The organism is Brevundimonas sp. 2YAF1 (assembly GCF_052114745.1).
Lineage (GTDB): Bacteria > Pseudomonadota > Alphaproteobacteria > Caulobacterales > Caulobacteraceae > Brevundimonas.
Map to the genome: position 1 here is coordinate 1 of NZ_JBFRFI010000013.1, position 23,341 is coordinate 23,341.

Consider the following 23,341-nt stretch of genomic DNA (forward strand, 5'->3'; position numbering starts at 1 on the left):
GCCAGCAAGGCTCGACCCGACGGCGTCAGCCGGGCATTCTTGTGCACGTTCATCCGGGGAGCTCTTCGGTTGAGGTTGGTGCTTTGCAACCCCAGCTTCTCAGCCCAACCCCGGGTGAACAACCTTCATAGCTTCGACACCTAGGCGGCGAGAAAGTCGCGCTGCGCCTTCATCATCTCTGTGATCAGGACCTTTTCCTTCTCGTCGAGATAGGGGTTCCAGATGTCGAAGATCAGGATGACACGCAGTTCGTCGGCGTCGTTCCAGGCCTCGTGCTCGATGGTGTCGTCGAACACCCAGGCCGTGCCCATCTCCCACGCCCGTTCCCGGTTGCCGACGCGGAAGCGGGCCGGGCCGGGCAGGATGATCGGCAGATGGACGAGCAGGCGGACGTTGGACGACCCGGTGTGGGCCGGGATGTGGGTGTGCGGCTGCAAGGCCGAGAACATGGCTGTGGGGGCGAAGCTGTCCTGGTCCGCCATCGGCAGGCTTTCCAGCAGGGCGGCGGTGCGCGGGCAGCGGGCGCACACCGCATCCTGGCGCCGGCCGTCCTTCCACAGGAACAGCGAACTCCATTTGCGCGAGTGGTTCAGTTCACCCCATTGGTTGACCGGCGCGCCCTTGGGGTAGGCGATATAGGGCGCGAACTCGTCAAAGGCGGTCGCGAGCAGGCCGGTCAGTTCGTCCTGAATGACGGGCGTGGCCTCCTCGAGGGTCGACAGCCAGGGAAACAGGCTGCGGTCGTAGAAGGGAATAGCAGGCAGGCGAGGATAGTTGAGCAGCAGGGGCTCCTGCTTCGGCGGTTGTTTCAGCCCGGCGTAGATCTCCAAACCCTCGTCGAACCGGTCCAGCGCGGCTTCGCCCACATCGGCCCGCAGGCCTGAAAGGCGTTCGCGCATGAAGTCGCCGAGCGCCTGGGCGTGCTGTTCGACCATGCCGGCCGCATAGTCCATCTGGGCCACGACTCCGGGCGGGCAGTGGGCGCGCGGAGGCGCGATCTTCAGGGCGTTGCGATAGACCTCGACCGCTGCCTTGGGCTGGCTGATCTTCTCGAGCATCGCCCCTTTCGCCAGCAAGGCCGTGAAATCATAGGGCTTCATGTCCAACGCATCGTCCAGAACGCGCAGCGAAGCTTGGAAGTCGCCGAGCAGGCGCAGAGCGACAGCCCTGTTCAGGGTTCCGTTGTGGGTCCGCCCCAAGGCGTCCGCCTGATCGAGCAACGCAATAGCCTGACGGGGATCCCGTCGCGCCAAAGCCTGGCCGGCCTGAATCAGAAACTGTTCCTGAGCTGCACGATTATCGGTCAAGCGCACTTCCCCAAATGCGGACACAGACATGAACTGAAGGTAATGTTGCATGGCAACACGCAGCGTCAACGGCGATTGTGGGAAACCATGATTTCCGTGTGCGGACGACTTGACGGCAAGGGGCTAAATCCGGTCTTGGGGCGCAGTCGCCCTGCGCGGCCGTTTCGGAGACGATCCATGCTGAGCTGGTTCCAGGCGCTTCTGCCCAAGGAAGACAACTTCTTCCGCCTGTTCGACGCCCACGCCGCCACCTTGGTTCACGGCGCCGAGGCGCTGCGTCGGATGATGGACGGCGGCGAGGCTACGCCCGACTGGTGCCAGAAGATCGTCGATCACGAGCATGAGGCCGACGACGTCGCACGCGAAGTTCTGTTCGCGGTGCGCCGGAGCTTCATCACCCCGTTCGACCGCGCGGACATTCGCGGCCTGACCGACTCGCTGGACGACACGATCGACCAGATGCAGAAGACCGCCAAGGTCGTGGCCCTGTACGAACTGCGCGAGTTCGCCCCCAAGATGTGCGAACTGGCCGACATCGCCGTCCAGTGCGCCGCCCTGACGGCGGAGGCGGTGTCCCTGCTGCCCGCCATGCGCAAGAACCACGAGCGGCTGAACGTCCTGACCGAGCAGATCGCCGGTCTCGAGAGCCAGAGCGACACTCTCTACGACGAGGGGATGAAGGCGCTTTATGAACTGCACCGTCACGACATGACCGGCGGCAATACGCTGTGGTTCATTATCGGCGGCGAGATCTACGACCACCTCGAGAAGATCATCGACCGGTTCGAGGATGTGGCGAACCGCATCAATGGCGTCCTGGTCGAGCACCTGTAGCGTCCGATGGATCACGCCCTCCTGATCCTGGTCTTCCTGATCGGCGTCGCCCTGCTGTTCGACTTCCTGAACGGCCTGCACGACGCGGCCAACTCCATCGCCACCATCGTCGCCACGCGCGTGCTGCCGCCGATCTATGCGGTGGGCTGGGCGGCCTTCTTCAACTTCATCGCCTTCCTGTTCTTCGGCCTGCATGTGGCCGACACGATCGGGCGCGGGATCATCTCGGCCGACGTGATTTCGGATCAGGTGATTTTCGGCGCCCTGATGGGGGCGATCAGTTGGAACATCATCACCTGGCTGGCGGGCATTCCGTCGTCGAGCTCGCACGCCCTGGTCGGCGGTCTGCTGGGCGCGGGCATCGCCAAGGCGGGGACGGGGGCCGTGGTCATCGGCGGCGTGGTGAAGACGGTCGGCGCCATCTTCCTGTCGCCGGTCATCGGCTTCCTGCTGGCCCTGCTGCTGGTGCTCATCGTGTCCTGGCTGTTCGTGCGGGCCAATCCGGCCTTCGCCGACCGGGTGTTCCGGGGACTGCAGTTCATTTCGGCCTCGGCCTATTCTCTGGGCCACGGCGGAAATGACGCCCAGAAGACCATGGGGATCATCGCCATCCTGCTGTACTCGCGCGGGATGCTGGGCGGCGAGTTCCATGTGCCCTTCTGGGTGGTCATCACCTGCCAGGCGGCGATCGCTCTGGGCACCCTGTTCGGCGGCTGGAAGATCGTCCACACCATGGGATCGCGCATCACGCGCCTGAGCCCGCAGCAGGGCTTCTGCGCCGAGACGGGCGGGGCCATCACCCTGTTTGCGGCGACCAGCCTGGGCATTCCGGTGTCGACCACCCACACCATCACCGGCGCCATCATCGGCGTGGGCGCGGCCAAGCGGGTTTCAGCCGTGCGCTGGAGCGTGGCGCGCAGCATCGTCACCGCCTGGTTCATCACCATGCCGGCCGCCGCCGCCATCGGCGCGATCTTCTACTTCGTCGGCGGCCTGTTTCTGACGTGACCGGGAAGCCCAGAACCGAAGCCTCGGAGACTCGCCAGGTCGCGGCCCTGCCGTGGCGCCGTGGCGAGGCGGGCGTGGAGGTGATGATGATCACCTCGCGCGAGACGCGTCGCTGGGTGATTCCCAAGGGCGGCCGCATGGTCGGCAAGACCGACCCCCAGGCGGCGGCGCAGGAAGCCTATGAAGAGGCCGGCATCCAGGGCGAGACCCTGGAAACGCCCGTCGGCCATTTCCGCTACGCCAAGCGGATGAAGTCCGGCGCGACCCAGGCCTGCATCGTCGCCGTCTATCCGCTGGAGGTCCTGATCCAGTTGGGGGCCTGGCCCGAAGATTTGCAGCGCGAGCGCCGCTGGATGAATCAGGGCGACGCAGCCGCGGCCGTGGACGAGGCCGACCTGTCCGATTTGATCCGCGCCTTTCAGCCCCCGCCGCTGATTTCCTGACGGTTCGGCGCGGAAAGGCCGGCTTCGGAGCTCCCGCCGTTGCTTTCCTCGTCAGGCCGTGTATAGAGCGCGGCTTCTCGCTAAGGCTTCGGCCTCGGCGGATCCTGTCCGAGAACTTCGGGACGTGGGGGCCACCCGCGTCATAATCGTCAGAGAGCCCTCTGACGCCGTGGGGAGATGGGGATGCAAAGACCTTTGGTCAGCCTGTTCCGGTTCATCCGGCCATGGGCGGACGGGGCCTGCTTCCTTCGGACAATTAGACCGGCCTGAACGTTGTGCAGCAATGCGCGGCGCTTTGGCCAATCCGTCGCCGGGAATAAGCCTGGCGGCGAATACCAAACTGGAGACCGCAATGGACCGCGCACAAAAAGCCGAGTCGATCGAATCGCTGAAAAGCGTGTTCGCCGACGCGGGCGCCGTGGTCGTGACCCACAACCTGGGTCTGACCGTTGCGGAAATGACCGACCTGCGTCTGCGCCTTCGTAAAGAAGGCGGAGCATTCAAGGTGGTGAAGAACCGTCTGGCGCTTAAGGCGCTGGGCTTCGAGGAAGGCAGCGCCTACCACGATCTGTTCAAGGGTCCGGTGGGCATCGCCTACGCTTCGGATCCCGTCACCGCTGCGAAGGTCACTGCTGAATTCGCCAAGGGCAACGACAAGTTCGTCGTCATCGGCGGTTTCATGGGCGAGAACGTTCTGGACGCGAAGGCTGTGGACGCACTGTCCAAACTGCCGTCGCTGGACCAACTGCGTGGCAAGCTCATCGGCCTGCTGCAAGCCCCGGCGACCAAGGTTGCTGGCGTCCTGCAAGCCCCGGCTGGCCAACTGGCCCGCGTCTTCAACGCATACGCGACAAAAGAAGCCGCTTAAGCCGCACCCCGGTCATCTCTGCAAATCTCTCTGAACCTCATCCTACCGAAGGAATATCCCTATGGCTGACCTCGCCAAGATCGTTGAAGAACTGTCGGCTCTGACCGTCATGGAAGCCGCTGAACTGTCGAAGCTGCTTGAAGAAAAGTGGGGCGTCTCGGCTGCTGCTCCCGTCGCCATGGCTGCTGCCGCTGCTGCCCCGGCTGAAGCTGCTGAAGAGCAAACCGAGTTCACCGTTGTCCTGATCGACGGCGGCGACAAGAAGATCAACGTGATCAAGGAAGTCCGCGGCGTCCGCACCGACCTGGGTCTGAAGGAAGCTAAAGACCTGGTCGAAGGCGCTCCGCAGAACGTCGTCGAGAACGTCTCCAAGCAGATCGCTGAAGAGATCAAGAAGAAGCTGGAAGAAGCCGGCGCCAAGATCCAAGTCAAGTAAGACTGGGTCCTGGCTTCCGGCCTCGGCCGGAGGCAGACTTCAAGCGAGCGGGTCGGAGGGAAACCTCCGGCCCGTTTTCTTTTGGGCGTGGCGGATCGTCATTCCTGCTCCCATCTGTGGCGTCCCCAATCGAAAGCCCTGATCAAAAGGAAGACGCCATGAAGATCCTGATGGTCCTGACCTCGCATGACCAACTCGGCGACACCGGCCACAAGACCGGCTTCTGGCTGGAAGAGTTCGCCGCGCCCTATTACGCACTGAAGGATGCGGGCGCCGAGATCGTCATCGCCTCGCCCAAGGGCGGGCAGCCGCCGCTGGACCCCAAGAGCGACGCCGAGGACGCGCAGAGCGACGACACCCGCCGCTTCAAGGCCGACGCCGAGGCGCAGGCCGCCCTGGCGAGCACGCAACGCCTGGCCGAGGTGAAGGCCGAGGACTTTGATGCGGTCTTCTATCCCGGCGGCCACGGCCCGCTGTGGGATCTGGCCAATGATCCGCAGTCGGTCGCGCTGATCGAAGCCTTCGCCGCCGCCGGCAAGCCGACGGGTTTCGTCTGCCATGCGCCGGGCGTTCTCAAGGACGTGAAGGGCGCGGACGGCCAGCCGATGGTCAAGGGCAGGCCGGTCACCGGCTTCACCAACAGCGAGGAAGAGGCTGTGGGCCTGACCCAGGTCGTGCCCTTCCTGGTCGAGGACGTTCTGACCGCCAGGGGCGGGCGCTTCAGCAAGGGCGCGGACTGGGGCTCCTATGTGCTGACCGACGGGACGCTGGTCACGGGCCAGAACCCGGCCTCGTCGCGCGAGGCGGCCGAGGCGCTTTTGGCGCTGCTGAAGGCCTAAGCCATATGAAAACGGCCCGAGATCGCTCCCGGGCCGTTCTGGTCTCTGGCGCGGCGTCCTAGCGGCGGCGGGGCGTCAGGATGTCGCCGAGGCGGTCGGGGGTGCCCTCGATGCGCTCCAGGCGCGGGTAGCGCAGGCCGTCGTGGTAGTCGAAGACGACGGTGCGGTAGCGGTCGCCGTTCTTGAGCAGCAGGGCGATGGGCGCGTCCGTGCCCTTGGCGGCGGTGACGGCGTCGCGCAGGACCTCGGCCGAGGCGGCGCGGTCGTTGACGGCGACCAGTTCCCAGCCGGGGCCGATGTCGGCCTCGAAGGCCCGGCCGCCCCAGCGGACGCCGGTCAGCTTGTTCGTCGCGCCCGAGAGGGTGAAGCCCAGCGAGTACTGGAAGTCCTTGTCCCATCCGCTCTGGATGCGCTTTTCGGCGGCGGTCAGGCTGTCGGTGTAGGTCAGGCGGTAGCCGCCACGCGCCAGACCGTCGAGCGGGGCCTTGGCGTCGGGTCCGGTCGCGTCCAGGCGGGTGCGCAGGAAGCCGGCCCAGTCGTGCGGATGGACGGCGTTGAGGGCGGCGACCACGTCGTCGAAGGTATAGCCGCGCGGGGCGTAGGAACCGTCGTCGCCGCCGAAGAAGCCCTTGGCGAAGTCGTCCAGCGACTTCTTGCCGCCTGTGGCCTCACGGATCAGGGTGTCGGCGTCCAGCCAGATCAGCAGAGACTCGCGGTAATAGTCGCCGGTGCCGCGCATCCACGAGGCGTAAGGGTTGCTGGTCCGGTAGCCGAGCAGGTTGTGGTTGTTGACGTCCTGCAGCGGGCGCCAGGCGCGACCGGGCTGGTTGTCGTAGAAGGCGGCGACCTCGGCGAAACTGGTCAGGATATCGGCCTTGGACGCCAGGCCCGAGCGGGCGGTCAGCACGTCGCCCCAGTATTCCGTCTGGCCTTCATAGACCCAGAGAAGGGTGTTCTGGGTGGGGATGTTGTGGTTGGCGGTCAGTTCGTCGGCCGGGCGCTGGCGCTTGCCGTTCCAGGCGTGGGTGAACTCATGCGGCAGCAGGCCGACGCTGCCCAGGTTCTTGCCCCAGTTGGTGAAGAAGTCGGCCGGGACCGCGTTCTCGGACGAGCGGTGATGCTCCAGGCCGATGCCGCCCAGCTTGGCCGAGGCGGCGACCAGGAAGTCGTAGCGGTCATAGGGGCGGGCCCCGAACAGGCGGTCGGTCTGGGTGACCAGGTTCTCGAACCAGCCCAGTTGCTCGGCGGTGGGGGCCAGGTTCTTGGCCTCGTCGGCGACGATGTTCAGGTGAACCGCGCCCTCGCCGTTCCCACGGCGCGGATCGATGGCGATGCGCTGGAAGTTGGCGCCGCCGAACAGGGGACTGTCGATCAGGGTGTAGAGGTCGGTCGGCTTGAAGGTCGCCAGGCCGTCCGTGAAGCTGTCGGTGTCCAGCGCCACGCCGTACTTCCAGCCCTGCGGCAGACGGATCGAGGGGGCGAAGGTGATGCCGGTCGAGCGGTAGCCGGCGGGATAGAGCAGCGCCTTCTCCCACTGGAGGTTGACCATCTCGGGCGTCATGGTCACCCGCCAGGTGGCGTTGTCGGGCTGGGTCAGCCACTGGAACTCGACCACGATTTCATTGACGCCCTGGGGGACGTCGAGGTGGAAGGCGTAGGGGTCGATGGTGTCGCGCAGCCAGTCGATACGGCTTCCGCCGCCTGTCACGGTGACGCCCGAGATCAGCTGGATCGGGCCGGTGGCGGCGTGGTTGCCCGGCAGGAATTTCGGATAGAGCAGGACCAGAGGCCCGGCCGCGACCGGGATGGTCTGGCGGACGCGGACGATCTTGCGCTCCACGCCCGTGGCGTCGACCTCATAGCGGATGACGCCGGGGTAGGCGGCGGCCGTGGGGGCCGGGATCGGCGGCAGGGCGCGGGGCAGGGCCAGGGGCGTGTTCTGGGGCGTGGGCGACGCCGGCGCCTGCGGGCCGGTCCAGGCGTCCTGAGCCAGAGCGGTCGAGGCGACCGAGGTCAGCAACAGGGCGAGGGCGGCGGCAGGCAGGCGTCGGGTCATGGGTCTCTTGGTTCCTTTGATCCTTCTCCCCTTGGGGGAGAAGGTGGGCGGCGGAGCCGCTCGGATGAGGGGGCGGTATCAACGGCAAGGCGGCTGGCGCCGTGTGTAAAGCCGACGGCCCCCTCATCCGTCTCGCTCCGCGAGCCACCTTCTCCCCCGAGGGGAGAAGGGTGCTTTGGGGGTGTTTCCTATCGACGGCGAGGCGACAGGATGTCGCCCAGACGGTCGGGCGTGCCCTCGATCCGCTCCAACTGCGGGTAGCGCAGGCCGTCGTGGTAGTCGAAGCGGACGGTCTTGAAGGCGTCGCCGTTCTTGAGGATCAACTCGATGGGGTCGGTCGATCCCTTGGCGGCGGTGACGGCGTCCTTGAGCGCGTCGGCCGAGGCGGCGCGACCGCCGACGGCGACGACTTCCCAGCCCGAGGTCAGGCCCTGTTCGAAGGCCGGGCCGCCCCACAGGACCGAGGTGATCTTGTTCGCCTTGTTCATCATGAAGCCGAGCGAATAGGTGAAGTCGTTGCGGCCCAGCTCCTTGTAGAGGGCGCCCATGTAGCCGGAGGGCTGCTCCTTGAAGACCAGGCGGTAGCCGCCGCGCTCGATGCCGTCGAGCGGGCCGCGCGCGGTCGGGCCGACCGCGTCGAGGCGCTCGCGCAGGAAGGCGGGCCAGTTGCCGGCCTGGACCCCGTTCAGCGTCGAGGTCACGTCGCCGAAGGTGTAGGGGGCCGGGTTCCAGTTGCCGTCCTCGACGCCGAAGAAGGCCTTGGCGAAGTCGTCCAGCGACTTCTTGCCGCCGGTCTGCTCGCGGATCAGGGTGTCGGCGTCGAGCCAGATCAGCGAGCCTTCGCGGTAGTAGTCCTCGCTGCGCTGATAGGAGCCCCAGGGCTGCGGGCGGCGCTGGCTGATGATGGGGTCGTTGGTGGTGTCCTGCATGGCGCGCCACTGGCGGCCGGGGATGTTCTGGAAGCTGGCGGCGGTCATGGCCAGGACGTCCAGCGCCTGCTGCTTGGTCATCAGGCCGGCGCGGGCGGTCAGGACCAGGCCCCAGTACTGCGTCTGGCCCTCATAGACCCAGAGCAGGGAGTTCTGCAGCGGCTCGTTGAGGTTGGGCGTCATCTGGTCGGCGGGGCGGCGCCACTTGCCGTTCCAGCTATGGGTGTATTCGTGGCCCAGCAGGTCGCGGTCGGCCAGCGTGCTCTCGCGGTCGGTGAAGTATTTGGGATCGACGCTGTTCTCGGACGAGCGCTGGTGCTCCAGGCCGATGCCGCCCAGCTTGTCGGTCACGGCCAGCAGGAAGTCGTAGTGGTTGTAGTGGCGGGCGCCGAACAGGCGGTCGGCCTGAGCGACCAGGTTGCGGTGCAACTGGATGTGCTCGTCGGTGGCTTCCAGCATCTTGGCGGTGTCGGCCACCACGTTCAGGCGGACGGGCGAGCGGCCGCCCGGATCGAGGTCGATCTGGCGGTAGTACTGGCCGGCGAAGACCGGGCTGTCGGCCAGGTGGTCGAGGGTGATGGGGGCGAAGGTCGCCACGCCGTTCTCGAAGCTGACGGTGTCGAGGCCTGCGCCGTAGTTCCAGCCGGCGGGCAGTTTCAGGGTCGGCCTGAAGGTGATCTGACGCGAGTAGTAGCCGGCCGGATAGAGCAGGGCCTTCTCCCACTGGATGTTCAGCATCTCAGGCGTGACGGTGATCCGGCCCTGGGGGGCTTCGACCGGGGTCAGCCACTGGAAGGCGACCTCGATCTGGCTGACGCCGGCGGGGACGTCGATCTGATAGGCCCAGGGATTGGCCGTGTTGCGAACCCACTCCAGCCGCTGGCCGTTGGCGGTGAAGGTCAGGCCGCCGACATTGGCGACCGGGCCGGAGGGGCTGTGGTTGCCCGGCAGCCACTGCGGGTAGAGCAGGACCATCGGACCCGCCTGGGTCACGGGGATGGTCTGGCGCACCTGCACCAGCCGCCGGCCGATGTCGGTGGCGTCGACGTCGAGGCTGATCACGCCCGGATAGGCCACGTCCTTGGCCTGAGGGATCGGCGCCAAGGCGACGGGCAGGGCGGGCGTGCCGACTTGCGCCAGGGCAGGCGCGCCCATCGAAACCAGAAGAGCGGAGGCGCTGACGGCCAGGACGAAACGCTTCATGGACAGGAATTCCCCGAGGGCCGCCCCAGCGCGGCTCGAACTGGGCCGCAGACCACAATGTGTCGCCCCCTGCGTCAAGCGAGGGAGGGCGGGATTGCACGGTGCAGCGAAAAAAACAGTGCAATTGGTGCAATGGCCAGGGCGATTCAGGTCTTTTCCGCCGCTTGCCGGGCGAGAGCGACCTGATACTGGAGATCCTCCAGACGGGCGCGTTCCTTTCGCTTTTCCTTTTCGACGCGCAGGAGGTCGGTGCGCGCATGGGCGACGCGGGTTTCGGGGGAGTGGCGGCTGGTCGCGGCGAGGTCGCGGTGGATGCGGGTCCAGCCGCGCGCCTCGATCATGCGGCCCGACCGGATGGCCTGCTCGGCGTTGAGCCAGGCGAGGTCGGCCAGTTCGCCGGGCGTGGCGTAGGCCTCGAGCAGGACCTCGCTCGGGCCCTGGAGGTCGAAGTCCGGGTGATCGGATGCTGTTGCGGGCATGGCGCGGGGCGGGCGGGCGCCGAAGCCGTCGTGGACTTCGTAGTCGTCGTGCGGCGGCCTTATCCCCTCGATGGGGACGGGGCGGTCCAGTTCCTCGGCGAAGTTGCGCCAATCGCCGGGGTCGTATTCGCGCTCATAGGTGACGGGCGGCTCTGTGAAGGGCGCGTCCACGGGCGTTTCGACCTGATCCGCGCGCCGCCAACCCTCGACGCGGGCGCGGTGGCGGAAGGTCGAGAGGCTGAGGTCGTGGCGTTCGCACACCTCGGGCGCGCTGCCGCCCGCCAGGTAGTCGGCGCGGGCCAGAGCCCAGAGATCGGCGGAGCGGCGGGTGCGGGCCTGAGGCGGGGTTTCGGGATGAATGCTCATGCCCGCAAGAGTAGGCGCGGCGCCGGCCAGGGTGCGTTGAACGGGCGTGGCGCGACGGCACTCCCTTGTGAAGCAAGGGAGTGGACGGCTCGGTTAGGATGGCTGGGCGGAAAAGGGTGCCGATTGTCTCCCTTCCCCCTCGATGGGGGAAGGGGCGGGGATGGGGGTGTGGGCGCTCCGTTTTGAGGATGTGGCGCCTGAGGCGCGGCGATGCCTCCCGCGTCCATATTCTGAAACGACCGGCCTTCACCCCCACCCAACCCTCCCCCATCGAGGGGGAGGGCTTTATGAGGTGGGAACCTCGCGCGGGATCAGCCCGCCGGGTTCACTTCCAGCAGTTCGACGGTGAAGCGCAGGGCCGAGTTCGGCGGAATCTCGCCGCCGACCCAGCGCGCGCCGTAGGCGAGGTCGGCGGGGATGACGAACTCATAGGTCTCGCCGACGCGCATCAGAGCGACGCCCTCGGTCCATCCCTTGATGACGCGGTTCAGCGGGAAGCTGGCGGGTTGGTTGCGCGAATAGGAGCTGTCGAACTCGCGCCCGTCGATGAAGGTGCCGCGATAGTGGACCTTGACCGTATCGGTGGCGGTCGGCTGGACGCCATTCGGCCTGGCCTTGCCGACGCGGCGGTACTGCAGGCCCGACGGGGTGACGCTCCAGCCGCGCTGCTGGCCGTTCCACATCAGGTAGGCGGTCTGGCCGACTTCCCAGTTTTCCTGGGTGGCGGGGCCTTGCGGGGCGACCTGGGCGGTCGTCGCTGGCATGGTGGCGCAGGCGGACAGGGTCAGGGCGAAGGCGGCGGCGGCAAGCGCGGGCGGGACGATGCGGTTCATAAGGCTAGGCTTAGCATAACGAACGGCGGTGTCGACGAGGTCGTGCCGTCATCCCGGCCGCAGCGAAGCAAAGAGCCGGGACCCAGGCGTTTGACCCTGGCAGGACGGCGCCGGTAGGCCGCCGCCTGGGTCCCGGGTTCGGCTGCGCCGCCCCGGGATGACGGCTGGTTTTACTGTGTCGAAGGCCTTTATTTCGCCGAAGATCCGCGTATATATGCCGCTCCGCAGATTCCATGAATCCCGCGCGAAAGCGCCGAGGCCCGGTTTGTCGCCCTCCGACCGGTGCGCAGGCGTCGCTCCTTTCCCAAGGAGCGAGCATATCAGGCGCCCTGATCCCCTGGCGGGTCGAGGGTGGGCGCCGAGAGAATTACGGTCACGGATCGCCGGGTTGGCGGGCCGTGGCTGCTGCATTGACGTCGGGCCCTCATCGGTCCGCGATTGGGAAAACAGAATGGCAAACTCCACTGACGGTCTCGCCCTGGGTAAGATCGCCTCCGCCACCTCGTTCACCGGAAAGAAGCGCATTCGTCACTCGTTCGGGCGCATCCCCGAAGCGGTGAAGATGCCGAACCTGATCGAGGTTCAGCGCGCTTCCTACGAGCAGTTCCTGCAGCGCGAAGTGCGCAGCGGCGTGCGTCGGGACCAGGGCATCGAGGCGGTCTTCAAGTCGGTCTTCCCGATCAAGGACTTCAACGAGCGCGCCGTCCTGGAGTACGTGTCCTACGAGTTCGAGGACCCCAAGTACGACGTCGAGGAATGCATCCAGCGCGACATGACCTATGCCGCGCCGCTGAAGGTCAAGCTGCGCCTGATCGTCTTTGAGACCGAGGAAGAAACGGGCGCCCGTTCGGTCAAGGACATCAAGGAGCAGGACGTCTACATGGGCGATATCCCGCTCATGACGGACAAGGGCACCTTCATCGTCAACGGCACCGAGCGCGTGATCGTCTCGCAGATGCACCGTTCGCCGGGCGTCTTCTTCGACCACGACAAGGGCAAGACCCACTCGTCGGGCAAGCTGCTGTTCGCCGCCCGCGTCATCCCGTACCGCGGTTCGTGGCTCGACTTCGAGTTCGACGCCAAGGACGTGGTCTTCGTCCGTATCGACCGTCGTCGCAAACTGCCGGCCACCAGCTTCCTGCTGGCCCTGGGCATGGACGGCGAGGAAATCCTCAAGACCTTCTACGAGACCGTCCCGTTCGAGAAGCGCGGCGAAGGCTGGGTCACGCCCTACAAGCCCGAACGCTGGCGCGGGGTGAAGCCCGAGTTCGACCTGGTCGACGCCGACACCGGCGAAGTGGTCGCCCAAGCCGGTCAGAAGATCAGCGCCCGCGCCGCCAAAAAGCTGGCCGATGGCGGCCTGACCTCGCTGTCGCTGGCGGCTGACGCCCTGCTGACCAAGTATCTGGCCGCCGACGCGGTCAACTACGAAACCGGCGAGATCTACGCCGAGGCCGGCGACGAGCTGGACGCCGAGTCGATCGCCCTGCTGGAAGAGCACGGCTTCACCACCATCGACGTGCTGGACATCGACCACGTCACGGTCGGCGCCTACATGCGCAACACCCTGCGCGTGGACAAGAACACGGGCCGTGAAGACGCCCTGTTCGACATCTATCGCGTCATGCGTCCGGGCGAGCCGCCGACCCCGGAAGCCGCCGAAGCGATGTTCAACTCGCTGTTCTTCGACTCGGAGCGCTACGACCTGTCGGCCGTTGGCCGGGTCAAGATGAACATGCGTCTGGAAACCCCCGAGGTTTCCGACGAAATCCGCGTCCTGCAAAAGGACGACGTGCTGAAGGTGCTGCAGATCCTGGTCGGCCTGAAGGACGGCCGCGGCGAGATCGACGACATCGACAACCTGGGCAACCGTCGCGTGCGTTCGGTCGGCGAGCTGCTGGAAAACCAGTACCGCGTCGGTCTGCTGCGCATGGAGCGCGCCATCAAGGAGCGCATGTCCAGCGTCGATATCGACACGGTCATGCCGCACGACCTGATCAACGCCAAACCGGCCGCCGCCGCTGTTCGTGAATTCTTCGGCTCCTCGCAGCTGTCGCAGTTCATGGACCAGACGAACCCGCTGTCGGAGATCACCCACAAGCGTCGCCTTTCGGCGCTTGGCCCTGGCGGTCTGACGCGTGAGCGCGCCGGCTTTGAAGTCCGCGACGTTCACCCGACCCACTACGGCCGCATCTGCCCGATCGAAACGCCGGAAGGCCCGAACATCGGCCTGATCAACTCGCTGGCCACCCACGCCCGCGTCAACAAGTACGGCTTCATCGAGAGCCCCTACCGTCGCGTGAAGGACGGCAAGGCCACGGACGAGGTGGTCTACATCTCGGCCATGGAAGAGGCGAAGCACGTCATCGCCCAGTCGAACATCGAACTGCGTGACGGCGAGATCGTCGAGGACCTGGTCCCCGGCCGGATCAACGGTGAATCGCAGCTGCTGACCAAGGCCGACGTCGACATGATGGACGTGTCGCCGAAGCAGGTCGTTTCGGTCGCCGCCGCCCTGATCCCCTTCCTGGAAAACGATGACGCCAACCGCGCACTGATGGGCGCGAACATGCAACGCCAGGCCGTGCCTCTGGTGCAGTCGGACGCGCCGCTGGTCGGCACCGGCATGGAAGCGGTCGTGGCCGTGGACTCCGGCGCTGTCGTGGTCGCCCGTCGTGACGGCGTGGTCGAGCAGATCGACGGCACCCGCATCGTGGTCCGTGCGACCAACGAACTGGACGCCGGCCGTTCGGGCGTCGACATCTACCGCCTGTCGAAGTTCCAGCGTTCCAACCAGTCGACCTGCATCAACCAGCGCCCGATCGTGCGCGTGGGCGATGAAGTGAAGACCGGCGACGTCATCGCCGACGGCCCGTCGACGGACCTGGGCGAACTGGCTCTGGGCCGCAACGCCCTCGTCGCCTTCATGCCCTGGAACGGCTACAACTTCGAAGACTCCATCCTGATCTCGGAGCGCATCGTGCGCGACGACGTCTTCACCTCCATCCACCTCGAAGAGTTCGAAGTGATGGCGCGTGACACGAAGTTGGGCCCTGAAGAGATCACCCGCGACATCCCGAACGTCGGCGAGGAAGCCCTGCGCAACCTCGACGAAGCGGGCATCGTGGCCATCGGCGCCGAAGTCCAGCCGGGCGACATCCTGTGCGGCAAGGTCACGCCGAAGGGCGAAAGCCCGATGACGCCGGAAGAGAAGCTGCTGCGCGCCATCTTCGGCGAGAAGGCTTCGGACGTGCGCGACACCAGCCTGCGTCTGCCGCCCGGCGTCGCCGGCACGGTCGTCGATGTGCGCGTCTTCAACCGTCACGGCGTCGACAAGGACGAGCGCGCCATGGCGATCGAACGCGCCGAAATCGAACGCCTCGGCAAGGACCGCGACGACGAGCTCAAGATCCTTGAGCGCAACGTCTATGGCCGCCTGAAGCCGCTGCTGCTCGGCAAGTCCGCCGTCTCGGGCCCGAAGGGCATGGGCCGCGGCGACGTGACCGAAGAGAAGCTGGCCGAAGTGTCCAAGGGCCTGTGGTGGCAGGTCGCCCTCGACGACGAGAAGGCGATGGGCGAGCTCGAGGCCATGAAGAAGCAGTTCGAGGACGCCCGTAAGGCGCTCGACCGTCGCTTCGAAGACAAGGTCGAGAAGCTGCAGCGCGGCGACGAGCTGCCGCCTGGCGTGATGAAGATGGTCAAGGTCTTCGTGGCCGTGAAGCGCAAGCTTCAGCCCGGCGACAAGATGGCCGGCCGTCACGGCAACAAGGGCGTCATCTCCAAGATCCTGCCGATCGAGGACATGCCGCACCTGGAAGACGGCACGCACGTCGACATCGTTCTGAACCCGCTGGGCGTGCCGTCGCGCATGAACATCGGCCAGATCTTCGAAACCCACCTGGGTTGGGCCGCCGCCGGTCTGGGCAAGCAGATCTCCGCTCTGCTGGAAGCGTGGCAGCACGGCGGTCAGAAGCAGGCGCTGGTTCAGCGTCTGACCGAGATCTACGGCGAGGACACCCCTCTGCCGCAGGACGAGGACGATCTGATCGAACTGGCGAAGAACCTGTCCAAGGGCGTGCCCTTCGCGACCCCGGTCTTCGACGGCGCGCACATCTCGGACATCGAGAACCTGCTGGAATCGGCGGGTCTGGATCGTTCGGGTCAGTCGATCCTGTTCGATGGTCAGACGGGCGAGCAGTTCAAGCGTCCGGTCACGGTCGGCTACATCTACATGCTGAAGCTGCACCACCTGGTCGACGACAAGATCCACGCCCGCTCGATCGGCCCGTACTCGCTCGTCACCCAGCAGCCGCTGGGCGGCAAGGCGCAGTTCGGCGGTCAGCGCTTCGGGGAAATGGAGGTCTGGGCTCTGGAAGCTTACGGCGCCGCCTACACCCTGCAGGAAATGCTGACGGTGAAGTCCGACGACGTGGCGGGCCGCACCAAGGTCTATGAAGCGATCGTCCGCGGCGACGACAGCTTCGAAGCCGGCATTCCCGAGAGCTTCAACGTTCTCATCAAGGAAATGCGCTCGCTGGGCCTGAACGTGGAGCTGGAAAACAGCTGATCGGATCAAGCGCCCTCTCTCGCTCCGGCGGGGGAGGGCGGTCCGCCTGTTCTCCTCTCTGAATGAATTTTCGCGGGGCATTCCCGCAGAAGGAAAAAAGATGAACCAGGAAGTCCTGAACATCTTCAACCCGGTTCCGGTCACTCCGACCTTCGACCAGATCAAGATCGCCCTGGCCTCGCCGGAGAAGATCCGGTCGTGGTCGTTTGGCGAGATCAAGAAGCCGGAAACCATCAACTACCGGACGTTCAAGCCCGAGCGCGACGGCCTGTTCTGCGCCCGTATCTTTGGCCCGACCAAGGACTACGAATGCCTGTGCGGCAAGTACAAGCGCATGAAGTACAAGGGCATCATCTGCGAGAAGTGCGGCGTTGAAGTCACCCTGGCTCGCGTTCGCCGCGAGCGCATGGGTCACATCGACCTGGCCGCCCCGGTCGCCCACATCTGGTTCCTGAAGTCCCTGCCGTCGCGCATCTCGCTGATGCTGGACATGGCGCTGAAGGACGTGGAACGCGTCCTCTACTTCGAAAACTACATCGTCACCGAGCCGGGTCTGACCCCGCTGAAGCAGAACCAGCTGCTGACGGAAGACGAGTTCTACCGCTACCAGGAAGAGTACGGCGACGACGGCTTCACGGCTGAAATCGGCGCCGAGGCCGTCCGCAACCTGCTGATGGGCATCGACCTGCACGCGGAAGCCGAGCGTCACCGCGGCGAACTGGCCGACAGCCCTTCGGAAATGAAGGCCAAGAAGGCGTCCAAGCGCCTGAAGCTGATCGAGGCCTTCCTGGAATCCGGCAACAAGCCGGAGTGGATGATCCTGACGATCGTGCCGGTCATCCCGCCGGAACTGCGTCCGCTGGTGCCGCTGGACGGCGGCCGCTTCGCGACCTCGGACCTGAACGACCTGTATCGCCGGGTCATCAACCGTAACAACCGCCTGAAGCGCCTGATCGAGCTGCGCGCGCCCGACATCATCATCCGCAACGAAAAGCGGATGCTGCAGGAATCGGTCGACGCCCTGTTCGACAACGGTCGTCGCGGTCGCGTGATCACGGGCGCCAACAAGCGTCCGCTGAAGTCGCTGGCCGACATGCTGAAGGGCAAGCAGGGCCGCTTCCGTCAGAACCTGCTGGGCAAGCGCGTCGACTATTCGGGCCGTTCGGTCATCACCGTGGGTCCGGAACTGAAGCTGCACGAGTGCGGCCTGCCGAAGAAGATGGCGCTCGAGTTGTTCAAGCCGTTCATCTATGCGCGCCTGGACGCCAAGGGCCTGTCGGGCACCGTCAAGCAGTCCAAGCGCATGGTCGAGCGCGAGCAGCCGCAGGTCTGGGACATCCTGGAAGAAGTGATCCGGGAACACCCGGTCATGCTGAACCGCGCGCCGACGCTTCACCGTCTGGGCATCCAGGCGTTCGAGCCGAAGCTGATCGAGGGCAAGGCCATCCGCCTGCACCCGCTGGTCTGTACCGCGTTCAACGCCGACTTCGACGGCGACCAGATGGCCGTTCACGTCCCGCTGAGCCTCGAGGCCCAGCTGGAAGCGCGCGTCCTGATGATGTCGACGAACAACATCCTGTCGCCCGCCAACGGCAAGCCGATCATCGTGCCGTCGCAGGACATCGTCCTGGGTCTGTACTACCTGTCGCTGGTCAAGGAGAACCAGCCGGGCGAAGGCAAGCTGTTCGCCAACATGGGTGAAATCGACGCGGCTCTGGATGCGGCCGTCGTCGGCCTGCACACCAAGATCAAGGCGCGCTGGACCGAGATGAATGCGGAAGGCGAAGTCGTCACCAAGGTCATCGACACGACCCCGGGCCGGATGAAGCTGGGCGCGCTGCTGCCGCACAACGCCAACATCGGCTACCGCCTGCTTGAGAAGAACCTGACCAAGAAGGAAATCGGTAACCTGATCGATCAGGTCTATCGTCACTGCGGTCAGAAGGCGACGGTCATCTTCGCCGACCAGATGATGCAGCTGGGCTTCCGCGAAGCCGCCAAGGCCGGCATTTCCGTTGGTAAGGACGACATCGTCATCCCCGCCAAGAAGGAACAGATGGTCGCTGAAACGCGCACTCAGGTCGAAGAGTACGAGCAGCAATACGCTGACGGCCTCATCACCAAGGGCGAGAAGTACAACAAGGTCGTCGACGCCTGGGCCAAGGCCACGGACAAGATCGCCGACGAGATGATGGCCGAGATCGCCCAGCCCCGCGTCCTGATCAAGGGCCAGGAGCCGGACATCAACTCCGTCTTCATGATGGCCAACTCCGGCGCCCGTGGTTCGCAGGCCCAGATGAAGCAGCTGGGCGGCATGCGCGGCCTGATGGCCAAGCCCTCGGGCGAGATCATCGAGACGCCGATTATCTCGAACTTCAAGGAAGGCCTGACCGTCCTTGAATACTTCAACTCCACCCACGGCGCCCGTAAGGGTCTGGCCGACACCGCGCTGAAGACCGCCAACTCGGGTTACCTGACCCGTCGTCTGGTCGACGTGGCGCAGGACTCGATCGTCACCGAGGAAGACTGCGGCTCGACGCGCGGCATCACCCTGCGCGCCGTGGTCGAAGGCGGCGACGTGCTGGTCTCGCTGGGCCAACGCGTCCTGGGTCGCTATGCGGCCGAGGACATCAAGGAGCCGGGCGGCGACAAGATCCTGTTCCCCGCGGATTCCTACCTGCAGGAAGAAGAGATCGAGGTCATCGACGCGGCCGGCGTCCAGTCGATCAAGGTCCGTTCGGCCCTGACCTGTGAAGCCGACGCGGGCATCTGCGGCATGTGCTACGGCCGTGACCTGGCGCGCGGCACCAACGTCAACATCGGCGAAGCGGTCGGCGTCATCGCCGCCCAGTCGATCGGCGAACCGGGCACCCAGCTGACGATGCGGACCTTCCACATCGGCGGTACGGCCCAAGTGGCGGAAACCTCGTTCTACGAGGCGACCAACGCCGGTAAGGCCAAGATCGTCGGCCCGACCGTCACCGCCGCGCACGGCGACCTGGTGGCCATGAGCCGCAACGTCGTCGTCACCGTGGTCGTGGACGGCAAGGACCGCGAGACCCACAAGGTCCCGTACGGCGCCCGTCTGCGCGTCAAGGAAGGCGCCGAGATCAAGAAGAACCAGCGTCTGGCGGAGTGGGACCCCTACACCACCCCGATCCTGACCGAAGTCGGCGGCGTGATCCGCTTTGAAGACCTGGTCGAGGGCCTGTCGGTCCGCGAAGAAACCGACGAAGCGACGGGCATCGCCCAGCGCGTGGTTTCCGACTGGCGCGCCAGCCCCCGCGGTTCGGACCTGCGTCCGGCCATGGGCGTGACCCTGGGCGACACCTACGCCAAGCTGGCCTCGGGCTCTGACGCCCGCTACCTGCTGCCCGTGGGCGCCGTTCTGTCCGTGTCCAACGGCGACGAGGTCAAGCCGGGCGAGATCATCGCCCGCGTTCCGACCGAAGGCGCCAAGACCCGCGACATCACCGGCGGTCTGCCGCGCGTCGCCGAACTGTTCGAAGCCCGCCGTCCGAAGGACTGCGCCGTCATCGCCGAAATGGATGGCCGCGTTGAGTTCGGTCGCGACTACAAGAACAAGCGCCGCATCAAGATCACCCCGGAACTGGACGCCGACGGCAACCAGGCCGAGGCGGTCGAATTCCTGATCCCGAAGGGCAAGCACATCTCCGTCCACGACGGCGATCTGATCCAGAAGGGCGACTACATCATCGACGGCAACCCGGATCCGCACGACCTGCTGCGCATCCAGGGCGTCGAGGCGCTGGCCGAGTATCTGGTGAACGAAGTGCAGGAGGTCTACCGACTGCAGGGCGTGCCGATCAACGACAAGCACATCGAAGTCATCGTCCGTCAGATGCTGCAGAAGGTCGAAGTCCTGGATTCGGGTGAAACCACCTTGATCCGTGGCGACACCGTCGAAGTGGCCGAAGCCGTTCTGGAAAACCAGAAGGTCGAGAAGCGCGGCGGCCGTCTGGCCACCACGCAGCCCGTCCTGCTGGGCATCACCAAGGCGTCGCTGCAGACCCGCAGCTTCATCTCGGCGGCGTCCTTCCAGGAGACCACCCGCGTCCTCACCGATGCCTCGGTCCACGGCAAGAAGGACATGCTGGAAGGCCTGAAGGAAAACGTCATCGTCGGCCGCCTGATCCCGGCGGGCACGGGCGCCTATCTGCGCGCTCTGCAGAAGCTGGCGAACGAGCGCGATGCGGAACTGACGCAGGCCCGCGAAGATGCGATCGAGCCGCTGCCGGCCGATCTGGCCCTGGAACTGGAGCAGTCGGAAGGCTGATCCGTTTTCGGAACCGAAGACTGAAGAGGGCGGCGCTGGTGACAGCGCCGCTCTTTTCTTTTGGGCCTACCGCCCTTCGGGCTGCTTGAGGCCGGGTACTGGGCCTACCGCCCGTCGGCCTACTTGAGGCCCGGTACTGGCCTACTGCCCTTCGGGCTGCTTGAGGCCTTCGGGGCCGACGAAGCGAAGGGTCAGTCGCCGCCGACGCGCAGACCGCCGACACTGGCGGAGAAACCGCTGGTCCGGCGCTCACCCTCATTGACCGTGCTGCGGGCTCCCTGGCGCATGTCTACGCCGGGTAGGTCTTTCAGATGCGCGCCGGCGCAGCCCGTGCCGAAGTTCGAGCCGGGGCAGTCGCCGGGGCCGACCACGCCGACGCCGCCTGACAAGGGGCGGCGCTGGACCTCATAGCGTTGCATCTCGCGCGCGCCTTCGCGGGCGAAGCGGGCGTCGCGCTGGGCGTTGCCGCTGCCGCTGATCGGGGCCCGCGCCGCGCCCTCGGCCGCGCGGGCGTTGAAACGCTCGTCGCAGATGGCCTGTTCGCCGCGGGCGAGGATCTCGGTCGAGCGACAGCCCGCCGGCGAGGTGCGCAAGGCGCGGGCGTTGCGCGAGTCCTGACCTTCCGGGGCGAAGCGCCAGGTGTCGGAAACGCCCGGCACGCCGGCGGCGGCGGCCGAGGGCGCGCCGGGCGCGGGAGCAGCGATGCGCGGGGCCGGCGCCGCGGGTGGTCCGTCGAGAGCCTCATCCTCGTCCTTCTTGCGCGAACGGATCGGGGCGACGGGCGCCGGGGCGGGCGTCGCCTGTTCGGCGGCGGCCGGGGGCATCGGCATGGGCTTGAGGGCCGGCACGGGTACCGGAGCCGGAACCGCAATCGGAACCGGAGCCGGAACCGGAACCGCAATCGGCATCGGAGCCGGAATGGGCGTCGGCGCAGGCGTCGGCGCGGGCGCTGCCTGGGCCGTCGTCTGGGGCGCAGCCTGTGGCGTCGGCTGTGGCGCCGCCGGGGTCGGCGTGACCTGCGGCGCCGGCATTGGCGTGGCCAACGGGGCCGCCTCGGTCGATGACGTTGGCGCGGGCAGGGGCTCTGGCGTCGGGACCGGGACCGGGATCGGAGCCACCGGACGCAGACGTTCTTCCGGCATGACCGGCGGCCGCTCTATTTCCAACTGGATGATGGGCGGCGGCGGGGGCAGGCGGACGGCCTGGTCTTCGCTGGCCGCCAGCAGGATCATGGACCCCAGGACGCCCACATGCAGCAGCACCGAAGCGCCGGCCATCAAGGCGCGCCGCACGCCGGGACGCGGACGACGGGCCGGCGCTCCGGCCAGGACTGCAACGGTCATAGCGGCTTCCCCCAACCCTCGTCGCGAAAGATGCCAAGGCAAGCATGGCAATATCGGGGCGAGTCTCCAATATCGCGGAACGCCGATCGCACAGATAGGGTTGCACGGGCGCTACTCTCGCCGCAGGGCCTCGATCGGATCCAGTTGCGCCGCACGCCAGGCGGGGTAGGCCCCGAAGACAACCCCGACGAAGGTGGAGAAGCCGATGGCCAGGGGTGCGGCCCAGGCCGGGATGGCGGCGGGCCAGTCGCCGAACTTGGACATCAGCAGGGCGCCGCCCACGCCGAGGACCAGGCCGATCAGCCCGCCCAGCAGCGACAGGGCCACGGACTCCAGCGCGAACTGGGTCAGGACGTCGCTGCGCCGGGCGCCGATGGCCATGCGCAGGCCGATCTCGCGGGTGCGTTCGGTCACGCTGACCAGCATGATGTTCATGATGCCGACCCCGCCGACCACCAGCGACACCCCGGCCACGGCGGCCAGAAGGATGGTGAAGGTGGCGGTCGAGGCCTGGGCGGCTTCCTGGATCGAGGTCAGGTTCTGGACGTTGAAATCGTCGTCGGCGCCGCGCTGGATGCGGTGGCGCTCGCGCAGCAGGTTCCCGACGTCCTGCTCGAGTTGATAGAGGGCGTCCTTGTCGGTCGCCTTGACGTAGATCTGGTTGATCTGGTCGCCGGACAGGCCGCGGCCGATGATGCGGGAACGCGCGGCGTCCAGAGGCACGACCACGATGTCGTCCTGATCCTGGAAGCCCGACTGGCCCTTGGGCGACAGGACGCCGATGACGGTAAAGGGGATGGGGCCGACGCGGATGCGCTGGCCGACGGGATCAACGCCTTCGCCGAACAGGTTGCCGACGACGGTTTGCCCCAGGACGGCGACCTTGCGCCCGCTATCGGCGGCGGCCTGGTCGAACATCTGGCCGGACGACAGGGTCAGGTCGCGGGCGATCAGGTAGTCGGGCGTGACGCCCTCGATCCGAGTGGACCAGTTGGATCCCTCATAGATCAACTGCGCCCCGCCGTTGACCGAGGGGGAGACGGCCTTGACCCCGTCCAGTTCGGCGATGGCGGCGGCGTCCTTGGCCGTTAGTGTGGTGCCGCTGCCGCCGGCGCCGCGTACGAAGCCGCCGCCCCCGCCGCGCGGCGCGCCCGAGCGCACCACCAGCATGTTGGTGCCGAGGCTGGACAGGGCCTTCTCGACGTTCTGCTGCGCGCCGAGGCCGACCGAGGTCATCATGATGACCGCCGCCACGCCGATGACGACGCCGAGCGACGTCAGGGCCGACCGCATGGGGTGGGCGGCGATGGCGCCGATGGCGAAGCGGACCAGTTCAAACGGGCTCATCCCGCCGGTCGTGATCTTGAGCATCGAGGCGGCGCCGGGGTGGGTTTGCTGGTCCATGTCAGGGGGTTCCGCGCAGGGCAATGAACCTAGCGGTTTGTGAAACCCACGCGCGGAGGGCGGGGCTGGCGAGGGGCTGAATGGTGCGGGGCGGGAGGGGCGTGGGTGTCGAGGGCGCGGACGGCTGAA

Annotated in this window: 15 protein-coding genes; 8 read left to right on the top strand and 7 right to left on the bottom strand. The window is 66.5% G+C overall.

Features of this window, described 5'->3' with window-relative positions; all coding sequences use genetic code 11:
- Positions 1-140 precede the first annotated feature (140 nt).
- Positions 141-1,307 (bottom strand): aspartyl/asparaginyl beta-hydroxylase domain-containing protein, encoded by a 1,167-nt coding sequence (locus AB4Y68_RS13895; protein WP_441456350.1) that lies wholly within the window; start codon positions 1,305-1,307, stop codon positions 141-143.
- Between the two features lie 177 nt (positions 1,308-1,484).
- Here AB4Y68_RS13895 and AB4Y68_RS13900 point away from each other — a divergent pair, with 177 nt between their 5' ends.
- The 6 genes from AB4Y68_RS13900 to AB4Y68_RS13925 all read left to right on the top strand — a co-directional run bounded on the left by AB4Y68_RS13900 (position 1,485) and on the right by AB4Y68_RS13925 (position 5,735).
- Positions 1,485-2,141 carry a DUF47 domain-containing protein gene (locus AB4Y68_RS13900; protein ID WP_441456351.1) on the top strand — a complete coding sequence of 219 codons (657 nt, stop codon included), beginning with the start codon at positions 1,485-1,487 and terminating at the stop codon, positions 2,139-2,141.
- Between the two features lie 6 nt (positions 2,142-2,147).
- The gene (locus AB4Y68_RS13905) at positions 2,148-3,149 is read left to right on the top strand and encodes an anion permease (protein ID WP_441456352.1); all 1,002 of its coding nucleotides are present in this window, start codon (positions 2,148-2,150) and stop codon (positions 3,147-3,149) included.
- A complete protein-coding gene (locus tag AB4Y68_RS13910) occupies positions 3,146-3,592 on the top strand; it encodes an NUDIX hydrolase (RefSeq protein ID WP_441456353.1) in 447 nt (148 codons plus the stop codon). The genes AB4Y68_RS13905 and AB4Y68_RS13910 overlap by 4 nt, the downstream gene beginning before the upstream one ends.
- A gap of 352 nt (positions 3,593-3,944) precedes the next feature.
- The gene (gene rplJ, locus AB4Y68_RS13915) at positions 3,945-4,460 is read left to right on the top strand and encodes a 50S ribosomal protein L10 (protein WP_441456354.1); all 516 of its coding nucleotides are present in this window, start codon (positions 3,945-3,947) and stop codon (positions 4,458-4,460) included.
- A 61-nt stretch (positions 4,461-4,521) separates the two neighbouring features.
- Positions 4,522-4,896, top strand: a complete 375-nt coding sequence (gene rplL / locus AB4Y68_RS13920) for a 50S ribosomal protein L7/L12 (protein ID WP_441456355.1) — start codon at positions 4,522-4,524, stop codon at positions 4,894-4,896.
- Positions 4,897-5,054: 158 nt separating this feature from the next.
- On the top strand, positions 5,055-5,735 hold the full coding sequence (locus AB4Y68_RS13925) for a type 1 glutamine amidotransferase domain-containing protein (RefSeq protein ID WP_441456356.1): 681 nt from the start codon (positions 5,055-5,057) through the stop codon (positions 5,733-5,735).
- A 58-nt stretch (positions 5,736-5,793) separates the two neighbouring features.
- Here AB4Y68_RS13925 and AB4Y68_RS13930 read toward each other — a convergent pair whose 3' ends face one another.
- From AB4Y68_RS13930 to AB4Y68_RS13945, 4 genes are all read right to left on the bottom strand, one after another.
- Positions 5,794-7,791, bottom strand: coding sequence for a M61 family metallopeptidase (locus AB4Y68_RS13930; RefSeq protein WP_441456357.1), 1,998 nt, complete (start codon positions 7,789-7,791; stop codon positions 5,794-5,796).
- 188 nt (positions 7,792-7,979) lie between these two features.
- Entirely contained in the window at positions 7,980-9,923 is a 1,944-nt protein-coding gene (locus AB4Y68_RS13935; RefSeq protein WP_441456358.1) for a M61 family metallopeptidase, read from the bottom strand.
- A 146-nt stretch (positions 9,924-10,069) separates the two neighbouring features.
- Positions 10,070-10,768, bottom strand: a complete 699-nt coding sequence (locus tag AB4Y68_RS13940) for a hypothetical protein (protein WP_441456359.1) — start codon at positions 10,766-10,768, stop codon at positions 10,070-10,072.
- A 311-nt stretch (positions 10,769-11,079) separates the two neighbouring features.
- The gene (locus tag AB4Y68_RS13945) at positions 11,080-11,601 is read right to left on the bottom strand and encodes an FKBP-type peptidyl-prolyl cis-trans isomerase (RefSeq protein WP_441456360.1); all 522 of its coding nucleotides are present in this window, start codon (positions 11,599-11,601) and stop codon (positions 11,080-11,082) included.
- A gap of 451 nt (positions 11,602-12,052) precedes the next feature.
- On the opposite strand from AB4Y68_RS13945, the gene rpoB reads away from it, so the two are divergent.
- Positions 12,053-16,168, top strand: a complete 4,116-nt coding sequence (gene rpoB, locus AB4Y68_RS13950) for a DNA-directed RNA polymerase subunit beta (RefSeq protein WP_441456361.1) — start codon at positions 12,053-12,055, stop codon at positions 16,166-16,168.
- A 100-nt stretch (positions 16,169-16,268) separates the two neighbouring features.
- Positions 16,269-20,465, top strand: a complete 4,197-nt coding sequence (rpoC, locus tag AB4Y68_RS13955; protein WP_441456362.1) for a DNA-directed RNA polymerase subunit beta' — start codon at positions 16,269-16,271, stop codon at positions 20,463-20,465.
- Positions 20,466-20,656: 191 nt separating this feature from the next.
- On the opposite strand, the gene AB4Y68_RS13960 is transcribed toward rpoC, so the two are convergent.
- Both AB4Y68_RS13960 and AB4Y68_RS13965 read right to left on the bottom strand, forming a co-directional pair.
- The gene (locus AB4Y68_RS13960; RefSeq protein ID WP_441456363.1) at positions 20,657-21,808 is read right to left on the bottom strand and encodes a hypothetical protein; all 1,152 of its coding nucleotides are present in this window, start codon (positions 21,806-21,808) and stop codon (positions 20,657-20,659) included.
- A 111-nt stretch (positions 21,809-21,919) separates the two neighbouring features.
- A complete protein-coding gene (locus AB4Y68_RS13965; RefSeq protein WP_441456364.1) occupies positions 21,920-23,212 on the bottom strand; it encodes an ABC transporter permease in 1,293 nt (430 codons plus the stop codon).
- Positions 23,213-23,341: the final 129 nt, after the last annotated feature.